An 11996-nucleotide genomic window follows, 5' to 3' on the forward strand; every position below is an offset into this window, starting at 1 on the left:
GCCCCCTGCTGAACACTGCGCGGGGACTTGGCATCTACGTTGGCGAGAACCGGAGCTGAACTGCCCCGATGACCCTGCAGCCCTCCCCTTCTGCCCTTCCTGATCCGGTCATCCGGCGCGGGCTGATGCTGGTCCTGTCGTCCCCGTCCGGGGCGGGCAAGACCTCCATCTCCCGCCGTCTGCTGGACACCGACCCCGACGTGCACCTGTCCGTGTCGGTCACCACCCGCCCACCCCGGCCGGGCGAGGTTGCCGGAAAGCACTACCATTTTGTGGACCAGGACGCCTTTGACGCCATGGTGACCCGGGGCGCCTTTCTGGAATATGCCCGGGTGTTCGGGCACTGCTATGGCACCCCGCGGGAGCCGGTGGAGAACGCCCTGGCCGGGGGTGAGGATGTCCTGTTTGACATCGACTGGCAGGGCACCCAGCAGCTGGCCGAAAAGGCCCGCGACGACCTGGTCAGCGTGTTCATCCTGCCCCCTTCGTGGAAGGAGCTGGAAAAGCGCCTGCACTCCCGCGCCCAGGATTCAGCGGACATCATCGCCCGCCGCATGGCCAAGGCCGCAGACGAAATGAGCCACTGGGCCGAGTACGACTATGTGATCGTGAACCACGATCTGGACGAAAGCGTGTCGCTGGTCATGGCCATTCTGAACGCCGAGAGGCGCAAGCGCCGCCGCCTGCACGGCCTGTCGGGCTTTGTCCGCGCCCTGCAGCAGGAACAGAAGGAATAGGTTTTTGCGGCCTGGTTCAGGAGCTCCACCCTGAATTTTCTTCCGTCATCCTCCGGCTTGACCGGAGGATCCAGTTTCCTGAAAGTCCACTCATGTTTCATGTCTACATCATGACCAACAAACCGTATGGCACCCTGTATATCGGGGTTACATCCGATATTCGCGCCGGGTATATGAACACCAGCAGGGGCTTGTTGACGGATTTACGAAAAGATATGGCCTGAAGCTTCTGGTCTGGGCAGAAGTTGCAGAAACGGCAGAACAGGCCATCCGGCTGGAAAAGCGCCTGAAGCGCTGGAACAGGGACTGGAAACTGCAGCTTATTGAAAAATCCAACCCCGCATGGCGGGATTTGACGGCAGAGGTTTACTGATCGTTGAAACTGGATTCTCCGGTCAAGCCGGAGGATGACGAAAAAATATTACGCTCTCAATATCCCCCCACCGGGGGGTTTTGTGTTTTCTTCACCATGTCCACGAGCCGTCTACCGTCGCTGCTTTGCAGTCCCGAAGGCAGGCGCGCACATTACGAGGAATTAAAGCCCTTTGCCAAGGAAAAACAGGAATTTTTCCTTTTCCTGATTTCAGGCTTGTGGTACAGGCAGCCCAGCTTTGGCGGCGTCGGGCGGAAGAGCCGTATTTTCCTGTGACCGGGACATGATCACACTTTCGATTGCCGCAAGAACTTTCTGCAGCATTTCAGATGAGGCTCCGGCAGGGATTCCCAGTTTCAGCCAAGAACCCTTTTTCTCGAATGTAACGCCTTCCAGCGGAACCTCGACTGCAGACAGATAACTCCGGATCTGGTTTTCAGGGATATCCTTGATCATTCCCCAGTAACCGCCCGCTTTTTCCTGTAAAAGCCTGTTACTGGACAGACCGTACAGGAAAACGGCGGCCGTATTGTACTGTTCTTGTTCTTCCGGTGTCCAGGTGGTTTTGCCCTGCTTAGCCATGGTCCTGTCTCCCTGTCCTGTATGCCCGGGAAGATAGAGGATGGCTTTACTTGCGGCCAGAACTTTTCCGCCTTTCCCTTGAGGGGGAGAGGGAAAAGCCTTACGCCGCCTCGGCCATCACCGCCTTGACGATTTTTTCCGCCGCGTCGGCAAGGTTGTCGGCCGAGACGATCGGCAACCCTGACTGGCTGAGAATCTTCTTGCCCAGGTCCACGTTGGTGCCTTCCAGGCGCACCACCAGGGGCACGTGCAGGGCGACTTCGCGCGCGGCGGCAATCACGCCTTCCGCAATCACGTCACAGCGCATGATACCGCCGAAGATGTTGACCAGGATTCCTTCCACATTGGGGTCGGCCAGCAGGATGCGGAAGGCATTCTTGATCTGGTCCGCGCTGGCGCCGCCCCCCACGTCCAGGAAGTTCGCGGGCGCGCCCCCCGCAAGCTTGATGATGTCCATGGTGGCCATGGCCAGGCCCGCGCCGTTGACCATGCAGCCGATGTCGCCGTCCAGCTTGATGTAGCTGAGGCCGTACTTGGCCGCCTCGATTTCGGAGGGATCCTTTTCGGCGTCCGGGTTGCCCCCGGTATCCGTCTGGCGGTACAGGGCGTTCTCGTCTATGGTGAACTTGCAGTCGAGCAGGGACAGACGGCCTTCGCCGGTGACCACCAGCGGGTTGATCTCGAGAATGGCCGCATCCAGATCCACGAACGCCTTGTACATGGCCGTCATCAGGGTGATGGCCGCCTGAACCTGTTTGCCTTCCAGCTTCAGGGCAAAGGCGATCTTCCGGCCCTGGAAGGGCTGGAGGCCCACAGCAGGATCGATGGCCAACTTCACAATCTTTTCGGGATGCTTTTCGGCAACTTCCTCGATGTCCATGCCGCCTTCGGTCGAGGCCATGACCATCACGCGTCCGCTCTGCCGGTCGATCAGCATGCCCAGGTACAGCTCGCGCTTGATGTCGCAGCCCTCTTCCACGTACAGGCGCCGCACTTCACGCCCGCCCGGGCCGGTCTGTTTCGTCACCAGGACATTGCCCAGCATGGCCTTTGCGCTGGTGGCCACATCCTCGACGGATTTGACCACGCGCACGCCGCCCTTGCCGTTCGGATCATTTTTGAAGCGCCCGGCGCCGCGGCCACCGGCGTGGATCTGGGACTTGACCACCCAGACCGGACCGCCCAGTTCCTTCGCCACCTGCTGCGCCTCGTCCGGGGTCCAGGCCACGCCGCCCCGGGGAACTGCTACGCCGTATTTTTTCAGAAGGCTTTTGGCCTGGTACTCATGGATGTTCATGATCAGATCCGTTCTGGAGGAAAAGCGGCGGCCACATTACCACCAAAGGGCCATTGCGAAAAGAACAAAGCATTCAGCTTTCCCTGTAGCCGTTCGTGATGGGCCAGCGTCGCTCGTGGCCAAAGGCCCGGCGGGTGATTTTGGGCCCCGGAGCTGACTGGCGACGCTTGTACTCGGCCCTGTCCACCATACGCCGGACTGTCTGGACCAGATCGGCAGGGTGGCCGCGCCGGGCCGTCTCCGCAATGCCCAGGTTGTGATCCACAAGGCATTCCAGGACATCGTCCAGCACATCATATGGTGGCAGGGTGTCCTGGTCGGTCTGGCCGGTGCGAAGCTCGGCCGTGGGCGGGCGGGTGATGACCCGCTCCGGAATGACATGTCCGGCGGGGCCCAGGGCCTCCACCGGCACGTGGGTATTGCGCCAGCGGGCCAGCGCGAAGACCATCGTCTTGTACACGTCCTTGAGAACCGCATAGCCGCCGCACATGTCACCGTACAGGGTGGCATAGCCTGTGGCCATCTCGGACTTGTTGCTGGTAGCCAGAACCATGCCGCCATATGTGTTGGACAGGGCCATGAGGATCAGACCGCGGATGCGCGACTGGATGTTCTGCTGCGTGATGTCGGGGAACAGGCCCTGCACTACCGGATCCAGCGCACCGGCAAAGGTTTTCATGGCCGGCTCGATCGGAATCGTATCCAGGCGGCAGCCCAGGACCCGCGCCAGTTCCGCCGCGTCGTCCAGGCTGTCCTGGCTGGTGTATGGCGAGGGCATCATGACGCAGTGGACCCTGTCGGCCCCCAGCGCATCCACGGCCAGGACGGCCGCCAGCGCGCTGTCGATACCGCCCGACAGGCCCAGGATCACGCCGGGGAAGCCGTTCTTGCGCACATAGTCTTTCAGGCCAAGAACCAGGGCGTGGTAAACCGCTGCCGGGCCGGTCTGGACAGGAGTATGGAGGCTGCCGCTGTCACAGGACCAGAACCGATCCGGCCCCCGGGTCCAGCGGGCGAGGACATACTGCTCCCGCCACGACCCCATCTGGACCGCTACGGCCCCATCCCGGTTCAGGACAAAGGATGTGCCGTCAAACACCAGGTCGTCCTGGCCACCCACCTGGTTCAGCAGCGCCATGGGCAGACCGGTTTCACGCACGCGGCTGGCGACCAGGTTCAGGCGCGTTTCCGCCTTTCCCGTTTCAAAAGGACTGGCGTTGGGGGACAGCAGGATCTCCGCCCCCCGGCCGGCCAAATGGCGGCAGGTTTCAGGTTTCCAGTAATCCTCGCACACGGGCAGACCCAGGCGTACGCCGCGGAAGGTAACAGGCTCCGGCGGCGGACCCGCGGTGAACAGTCTTTTCTCGTCGAATACCCCGTAATTGGGCAGGTCCACCTTGAAGCGGACATCGGCGATTTTTCCTTTGTCCAGCACCAGAACAGCGTTGTACAGCTGCCCGTCCTGCCGCCACGGGGCACCCACGATCACGCCGGGACCACCATCACGTGTTGCTTCGGCCAGACGCCGGACCTGGTCCTCCACCGCATCCAGAAAAGAGGGGCGCAGAACCAGGTCCTCGGGCGAATAGCCGGTCAGGGCCAGCTCGGGGAACAGGACCAGGCCGGCCCCCTCCTCTGCGGCGCGGCGGCAGACCTGCAGGATCAGGTCCCGGTTATGGTCCAGATCCCCCACGGTCGGGTTCACCTGGGCCAGGGCGATGGACAGCCGGTCTGTCATGACTGCACCGGTTGCACTGTAATCCCACCATAACTGCACTTTAACTGCACTTTAACTGCACTATAACTGCACTTTAACTGCACGGGGGTGCAGCGGAAAAACTCCTGTGCCGATATGTGTTTTCTGAAAGTTATCCCCATAAACTGCCCCTCTCCGGCAGGGGTGCAGTGGATAACATTGCGAATGTGTAAGCAAAAGTCATCATTTGTCATCATTTCTGTCCCGGTGTCATCCCGACCGAAGTCCCGCAAGGGACGGAGCGGAGGGATCTCCTTTTGAGGGAGATCCCTCCACTCCGCTGCGCTTCGGTCGGAATGACAGGGAAAGGATTGGGAAACACCCGGAACCACACCCACGTTTTTCCTCCGCAACGAAAACCGGGGTCCAGTATATAGGAAAATAGTCTTCTTGTCAAGGCCTCTCAGGCCGTCCCCATGGTTGCGGGGCCGGGCCTGCGGCCCGTCGGCGCAGAAGCGGACACAGATGGATCCGAAAACCTCTTTTCGAAATCGTCAACCCGCCGACGCAGCCAGCCTCTTCCTTCGGGCGTCAGTTTCTGATCGCCCATGAAGTCCAGCAGGTCGCTGACCATCCGTGCCGCTGCAGTATCGGGGTTTGTATCATGCTGCGTTTCAGGCCTGAGTTTTTTAAACCCTGCGTCCTTGAGGTGGCTGGCCACCTGCTGCGCCAGATCTGTTCCTTCCCTGATACCCGATCTCCAGTAGGGCTGACTGATGTATTTTTCCATCCAGTTTGCAAGGGCATGAGGGTCCTTTTTCGCAAGGACTCCGGGCAGGTCAGCCACCAGCTTCCTCTCGGCATCATGCTGCTTTCTTTCCAGCCAGTTTGCCGCCTTGTTATAAAACCGCAGAACAACATCAGGCTCACGGCCATGGGCACGCTCAAGATCGTATATTCTGTCTTTTACCGTCCTGTCCCTCAGATACTGTTGCATGCCATTGCATGCATCCCGACCATGGACGGGATCCAGCAAGAGGATGGCCATGGCGCCCTCCAGCCGTTCCGGAGGCAGCGTGCTGTCCAGTTTGTTGTGGCCGTTGCGCCAGGATTCCATGAAGTCATAAACCATCTCATCAACAAAAGGCCCCACCACCGTGCGGAACTTTCCGTCCGCTGCCGTGTAGGCCGAGACAAGGCTTTCGTAAAGCGAGGCCCAGGCCTCCGGACGAAGTCCCCTGACAATCCTTCTGGCATTGCCAAATGTTTCGCGGGCTTTTTCTCTTCCTGTCATGGTGGACTCCAATCCGTATATGGCTGCACCATCTATAGCAGGGAGACTGTTAACAGGAAGTTAGGTTCACCAGACCCCTCCAGAACCCGCTGTAGCGAGGCGAATGCCAGGAACGAGGAGCGCAGGGCCGCAGCGTACACTCAAGTACGTGAGGACCCGAGCACCGCCGTGACGTGGCAGGCGGCCGCCGCAGTCAGGGTTATGGAGGGGTCTGGTCCCGCCACTTGATGCTGCAGCCCATGCCGGGAATCTGGTCCACCGGACCCTGGCCCGTCTGCGCGATCTGTTTCATGGCCTCGAACAGGTCGCGGCGGGCATCCGGCACAGGTTCGATGCGCGAGGCATCCAGCCGTCCGCGGTACTGAAGCTCCAGATCCGCATTGAACCCGAAGAAATCCGGCGTACAGACGGCATCGTACGCCCGGCCCACCTTCTGGGTTTCATCAATGAGATAGGGAAACATGAAGCGGTGCTCTGCGGCAAACTTTTTCATGTTGTCAAAGCTGTCCGCCGGATACGCCTGGGTATCGTTGGCCATGATGGTCACAGCGCCCACGCCATGGTTTTTCAGGTCATTCACGTCCCGGACGATGCGGTCGATAGCGGACCGGACGAACGGACAGTGGTTGCAGATGAACATCACCAGTGTGGCCTTTGGTCCCCGCACATCCTGCAGGGTCCAGGTCTTGCCGTCCGTTCCCTTCAGGCTGAAATCCACCGCTTTCCATCCGAAGTCACAGACCGGGGGCTGAAGGGCGGCCATGATGGTTCTCCTTTTTCTGCCGGATCACCCCGGTGACACAGCGGGCCAGTGGGCCGGTTTCAGCGGATGGGGCGCGGAGACGGACTGGCCGGTCAGGGCGGCGGCGGGATCAGGTACAGGCTGTCCCGCACGGATCTGGGCCATGCGCATGTCACCCAGCTGGTTCAGGATGGCCTGGATCCTGCCAGCCAGCAGGGCCAGGGATTCGTTCAGACGCAGGCGGATGTCGTCAGGCAGGGCATCGGCTGGGTCCCCCTGCTGGCGCATCTGACGGGCCGCGACAGACAGGGCGTCAGGGACATGGGCCACGGCCTGGCCCAGCTTCTGCCCGGCCTCGGTGGCGGTGTGAGCTGTTTCGCCCATCTCCAGCGCAGCCTCGCGGATCCGGTTTTCCGAGGCTGTCAGGCCTTTCATCAGACCCGAGATTCCCTGGACCAGCTCCATGACCTCTTCTTCCAGGCTGGTGCCGACCTTGCCCAGGGTCGTGGTGTGTTTGCCCAGCGATGCGGCCTGGTCCTGGAGGCGCAGCGCCACCTCGTCCAGGCGGGCCGAGGCCTGGGTCCCGCTGGATTTCAGCCTTTCCATAACCTCGATCATGACTTCCACGGCGGCCAGAAGAACCTTCTGCGTGTCATCGGATGTCTGCGCAACGCTGGAGCAGGCATCGCCCACCTCGGTCACCGAGCTTGTCAGCTCGGTCCGCGTGGTGCGCACCAGCTGCTCCACAATCTCGGTCCTGTTTTTCAGGGTGTCTGCTGCCTGGTTGACCATAGCCACAGCCTTGCCGAGCAGGGGTTCATAGCGGCCCGCCAGCGCCTCAAAGCGCGCCACGGCCACTTCCACATCGTGGCCTTGGCCGGCCATCTGGGGCGGAGCAGCCGCCACCTGGGCGCGCACCCGGTCCATGGAGCGGGCCAGCGCACCGATCTCGTCCCGGCGGTGGATACCCCAGACGGGCGTCTGCGTATCGCCCGTGGCCATGCTGAAAACACTGTTTTCCATTTCATTCAGGGGGCCGACGATCCTTCCACGGACCAGCCAGGCGGCGCAGATGGCCATCAGCAGCAGGGACAGGGCACCGCCCACCGCGGTTATCTGGCTGTTCTGCGAGGCGCGGGACAGCCTGTCGACCCGGGCAGCCGCCATATCCTCCTGCCACGAGGTGATAGTGGAATTCAGGGTCGCCCAGGCGCTGGCCAGGGCCATACCGCGGGACGAGGCAAAGTCGGGACCCGGCGGGTTTCTCAGGATTTCCGAGGCACGGACAGTATCCGTGTACACGGCCAGAAGGCTGCGCAGTTCCTGGGTCAGCGCCACTTCGGGCGAACGCTGGGGCAGCGACTCAAATTCCTGGAGCGCCGATTCGGCCCCCGCCAGGGACGAGCGCATGGCGGCCAGATCCTCGGGCCTTGCCTGGCGGGCAAACTCGCCAAAGCGGAACAGGAAGCCGCCAGGCCCGAGGCGCGTGCGGATGCGGTCCAGTGCGTCGGCCGCAAGGCGTGCTGTTTCCGTCTCCCCTTCCAGGGTTGACCGGACCTGGGAGAACTGGGCAGCAAAAAATGTGGAGGCGCCGGTGACAAGGATCGCGGCCCCCAGGCACAGGGCCACAAAGGTGTTCGCCAGTGCTCTGGCTGAAAATCCCATGGACATTCCCGTCCCCTTTTCCGTATTTCCGGTTTTCATCTTCTGTCTTCTGTATGCATAATGCACATCACTCTGTCTTCAACTCAAGCCCCAATCCCCCGGATGACCACTGCTGCACACCAGAAAGATACCAGTACTGCCGATCCGGGGGCTTCCCCTGACGCTGCCACCCCCATGATGCAGCAGTACATGGATATAAAGAGGCAGCACCCCGACTGCCTGCTGTTCTATCGCATGGGGGATTTCTACGAGCTGTTTTTTGATGACGCCGTCGCGGCAGCCAAAGCCCTGGACATCGCCCTCACCCGCCGGGGAAAAACGGACGGTACGGACATCCCCATGTGCGGCGTTCCCGCCCACTCGCACGAGGTGTACCTAGCCCGCCTGGTCCGCAAGGGCTTTCGCGTGGCCCTCTGCGACCAGATCGAGGACCCGGCTGAGGCGAAAAAACGCGGTGGCAGCAAGGCGCTGGTGCGACGGGACGTGGTGCGCATTGTCACGCCCGGCACCATCACCGAGGACTCCCTTCTGGATGCACGGACCAGCAACTTCCTGGCCTGCCTTGTGGACAGCGGCGGGGCCATGGCGCTGGCCTGGGTGGACGTGACCGCCGGGCGCCTGATGACCCGGCCGGTGACCGCACGCATCCTGGCTTCCGCGCTGGAACAGCTGGCCCCGCGGGAGATCGTCCTGCCCGAGCGCATGGTACAGGACAGGGACCTGTTCGAAATTCTCGCGGCCTGGAAAACCTGCCTCACCCCCCTGCCCGGCGCCCGCTTTGACAGCGACAACGCCCGGCGGCGACTGGAAACCCTGTTCCAGGTGGGCACGCTGGAATCCTTCGGCACGTTCAGCCGGGCCGAGATCACCGCCGCCGGCTGCCTGACCGACTATGTGGAGCTGGCCTGGAAGGGCCGCCTGCCCCGGCTGGACCCGCCCCGGCAGATGGGCAGCAGCACCGCACTGGACATCGACGGCGCCACCCGCCGCAGCCTGGAGCTGACCCGCACGCAGGGCAGCGAGAAAGCCGGCAGCCTGCTCCACGCTATCGACCGCACGGTGACCGGCAGCGGCGCGCGGCTTCTGGCGGACATGCTGTCCTCTCCCCTGGCGGTTCCGGCGGACATCCACGCACGGCTGGATGGCGTGGACTTCTTCCACGGGCGGGAGGAATTACGGTACAGGGTGCGCGATATCCTGGGCCGGACGCCGGACATCGAGCGGGCCCTCTCCCGCCTCGCCACCGGACGCGGCGGACCCCGCGATCTGGCCGCCATCCGGGACGGGCTGGCCATGGCCGGAAGCCTGCGCCCCCTGTTCAGGGATAAAGAGTGCCCGGACCTGATCCGCACCGCCGTGCAGGATCTGGGCTTCCACGCCCCGGTGGTGGAGCGTCTGGTTCGCGCGCTGGCCCCGGAACTGCCCGTCAGCAGCAAGGACGGCGGGTTCATCGCCCCCGGCTATCACGAGCCTCTGGATGCCCTGGTGGCCCTGCGCGATGACAGCCGCCGCCTGATCGCCGGCCTGCAGGCCCGGTATGTGGAGGTTTCCGGCGTTCCGGGCCTCAAGATCCGGCACAACAACATCCTGGGCTATCATATCGATGTCACGCCGGTTCACGCCGACAAACTGGCCACCGGCCCGCACACGGCCCTGTTTATCCACCGGCAGACGCTGGCCTCCTCGGTCCGCTTCACCACCGCGGAGCTGAACGAGCTGGAGCAGAAAATCGCCCGCGCCGCCGACAGTACCCTGGCGATGGAGCAGGAGCTGTTCGCCCAGCTGGTCAGCGAGATCACAGGCCGGGCCGAGGCCATCGCGCTGGCCGCCCGGGCCATGGCGCTTCTGGACGTCCTGTCCGCGCTGGCCGAACTGGCGGTGGAGCAGGACTACTGCCGCCCCGTGGTGGACGACAGCCTGGTCCTGGACATCCGCGGCGGACGCCACCCGGTGGTGGAGCAGGCCCTGCGTGACAAGGGCGACAGTCCATTCGTGGCCAACGACTGCACCATGCCCCCGGGCGACCGCCTGTGGCTTCTGACAGGGCCCAACATGGCGGGTAAATCCACCTTCCTGCGCCAGAATGCCCTGCTGGTCATCCTGGCCCAGACAGGGTCCTGGGTTCCGGCGAAATCGGCCCACATCGGCGTGGTGGACCGCCTGTTCAGCCGCGTGGGCGCCTCTGACGACCTGGCCCGGGGACGATCAACCTTCATGGTGGAAATGGTGGAGACGGCCACCATCCTGAACCAGGCCACGGAACGGTCGCTGGTGGTGCTGGACGAGATCGGACGGGGCACAGCCACGTTCGACGGCCTGTCCATCGCCTGGGCATGCGTCGAACATCTCCACGACACCGTCCGCTGCCGCGCCCTGTTCGCCACGCACTATCATGAACTCACCACCCTGGCCGGACGGCTGGACCGGCTGACCTGCCACACCATGCGCGTGAAGGAGTGGCAGGGCGACGTGGTGTTCCTGCACGAGGTGGTGGCCGGATCTGCCGACCGCTCCTATGGCATCCACGTGGCCCGTCTGGCGGGACTGCCCGCGCCCGTGGTGCGCCGCGCGCGGGAGGTCCTGGAAACGCTGGAGCAGCAGGGCCCGGGATTGCGGAACCGGGGCGGTGACCTGCCGCTGTTCTCCGCACCGCCTCCGGCTTCTGTTCCGCCCGCGCTGCCACCGGAACACCCGGTACTGGAGCTTCTGCGCCGTGTGGACCCCGACAGCCTCACCCCCCGCCAGGCACTGGAAGAACTGTACCGGCTGAAGCGGGAGACATAAGGCAGATCCGGTTGATAGCGTTATATTCACCGTAATTTTTTCAGAACCCGCTGCAGTGAGGCGAATGCCAGAAACGAGGAGCACAGGACCGGAGCGTACATGAATGTACGTGAGGATCCGCGCACCGCAGTGACGCAGCAGTCACCCGCCGCAGTCAGGGTTATGACCCGCCCGGGCGGAAACGGGCCAGGTATGTGGGAATGATGGCCTCCACAGCCCGGGGCTGGATCCCCAGGTCCTGCAGGGTGCGGGCACCGGACGTGGCCACCACATCGGTCTTCAGCATCTCCACCTGGTCGCGGGTCAGCAGCGGCCGGGGCAGGAATTCCAGAAACCAGGCCTTGAATTTCGCCAGGCAGAACGGCACGGGGACCAGAAGCCGGCGACGCCGGATCTCCTTCAGCATCAGGACCATCAGCTCCCGGAACGTGTACACTTTTGGCCCCACAGCCTCCAGCGTCTCGCCGCCAGGCGCCTGTCCCGTGGCCAGGCGGGCAATGGCCTGCGCCACATCATCCACGTACACAGGCTGGAAGCGGGTCTTTCCACCCCCCACCAGGGGCAGGACGGGGCTGAGGCGCGCCAGCCCGGCGAACAGGTTGAATAACCGGTCCTCGGGCCCGAACACGATACTCGGCCGGATAATGCTGGCCTGCGGGAAAGCCTTGCGTACCGCCTGCTCCCCCAGAGCCTTGGTGCGGGCGTACTGCGCCTTCGCCTGCGTATTCGCTCCCAGAGCGGAAATATGGATCAGGGCGGGCACGCCGGCCTGGTGCACGGCCCGGGCAATGCGCTCCGCCGTGTCCACATGGATGCGCTGGAAGTC

At 63.2% G+C, this 11996-nt stretch carries 9 protein-coding genes and 1 pseudogene; 3 read left to right on the forward strand and 7 right to left on the reverse strand.

Features of this window, described 5'->3' with window-relative positions:
* Positions 1-68: 68 nt before the first annotated feature.
* Both gmk and M3O22_05985 read left to right on the forward strand, forming a co-directional pair.
* Complete coding sequence (gmk, locus tag M3O22_05980; protein ID MDP9196298.1) at positions 69-737, forward strand: guanylate kinase; 669 nt, start codon at positions 69-71, stop codon at positions 735-737.
* A 92-nt stretch (positions 738-829) separates the two neighbouring features.
* Positions 830-1110: pseudogene (locus tag M3O22_05985) on the forward strand (GIY-YIG nuclease family protein).
* A 210-nt stretch (positions 1111-1320) separates the two neighbouring features.
* On the opposite strand, the gene M3O22_05990 reads toward M3O22_05985, so the two are convergent.
* The 6 genes from M3O22_05990 to M3O22_06015 all read right to left on the reverse strand — a co-directional run bounded on the left by M3O22_05990 (position 1321) and on the right by M3O22_06015 (position 8425).
* Positions 1321-1692, reverse strand: coding sequence for a hypothetical protein (locus M3O22_05990; GenBank protein MDP9196299.1), 372 nt, complete (start codon positions 1690-1692; stop codon positions 1321-1323).
* Between the two features lie 100 nt (positions 1693-1792).
* A complete protein-coding gene (sucC, locus tag M3O22_05995; GenBank protein ID MDP9196300.1) occupies positions 1793-2989 on the reverse strand; it encodes an ADP-forming succinate--CoA ligase subunit beta in 1197 nt (398 codons plus the stop codon).
* A gap of 73 nt (positions 2990-3062) precedes the next feature.
* Positions 3063-4727, reverse strand: a complete 1665-nt coding sequence (locus M3O22_06000) for an NAD+ synthase (protein MDP9196301.1) — start codon at positions 4725-4727, stop codon at positions 3063-3065.
* A 421-nt stretch (positions 4728-5148) separates the two neighbouring features.
* Complete coding sequence (locus M3O22_06005; GenBank protein ID MDP9196302.1) at positions 5149-5979, reverse strand: hypothetical protein; 831 nt, start codon at positions 5977-5979, stop codon at positions 5149-5151.
* A 199-nt stretch (positions 5980-6178) separates the two neighbouring features.
* Positions 6179-6742, reverse strand: coding sequence for a thioredoxin family protein (locus M3O22_06010; GenBank protein MDP9196303.1), 564 nt, complete (start codon positions 6740-6742; stop codon positions 6179-6181).
* A gap of 24 nt (positions 6743-6766) precedes the next feature.
* A complete protein-coding gene (locus M3O22_06015) occupies positions 6767-8425 on the reverse strand; it encodes a methyl-accepting chemotaxis protein (protein MDP9196304.1) in 1659 nt (552 codons plus the stop codon).
* A 135-nt stretch (positions 8426-8560) separates the two neighbouring features.
* On the opposite strand from M3O22_06015, the gene mutS reads away from it, so the two are divergent.
* Complete coding sequence (mutS, locus tag M3O22_06020; protein MDP9196305.1) at positions 8561-11170, forward strand: DNA mismatch repair protein MutS; 2610 nt, start codon at positions 8561-8563, stop codon at positions 11168-11170.
* Between the two features lie 160 nt (positions 11171-11330).
* On the opposite strand, the gene M3O22_06025 is transcribed toward mutS, so the two are convergent.
* Positions 11331-11996, reverse strand: a 666-nt coding sequence (locus M3O22_06025) for a complex I NDUFA9 subunit family protein (protein MDP9196306.1), incomplete at its 5' end; no start/stop codon positions are given.

The organism is Pseudomonadota bacterium (assembly GCA_030775045.1).
Classification (GTDB): domain Bacteria; phylum Pseudomonadota; class Alphaproteobacteria; order JALYJY01; family JALYJY01; genus JALYJY01.

Excerpts from the sequence above, each read along its gene's own strand:
- gmk (MDP9196298.1), top strand. The coding sequence starts at position 69 with ATGACCCTGCAGCCCTCCCCTTCTGCCCTTCCTGATCCGGTCATCCGG.
- M3O22_05990 (MDP9196299.1), bottom strand. The coding sequence starts at position 1,692 with ATGGCTAAGCAGGGCAAAACCACCTGGACACCGGAAGAACAAGAACAG.
- sucC (MDP9196300.1), bottom strand. The coding sequence starts at position 2,989 with ATGAACATCCATGAGTACCAGGCCAAAAGCCTTCTGAAAAAATACGGC.
- M3O22_06000 (MDP9196301.1), bottom strand. The coding sequence starts at position 4,727 with ATGACAGACCGGCTGTCCATCGCCCTGGCCCAGGTGAACCCGACCGTG.
- M3O22_06005 (MDP9196302.1), bottom strand. The coding sequence starts at position 5,979 with ATGACAGGAAGAGAAAAAGCCCGCGAAACATTTGGCAATGCCAGAAGG.
- M3O22_06010 (MDP9196303.1), bottom strand. The coding sequence starts at position 6,742 with ATGGCCGCCCTTCAGCCCCCGGTCTGTGACTTCGGATGGAAAGCGGTG.
- M3O22_06015 (MDP9196304.1), bottom strand. The coding sequence starts at position 8,425 with ATGAAAACCGGAAATACGGAAAAGGGGACGGGAATGTCCATGGGATTT.
- mutS (MDP9196305.1), top strand. The coding sequence starts at position 8,561 with ATGATGCAGCAGTACATGGATATAAAGAGGCAGCACCCCGACTGCCTG.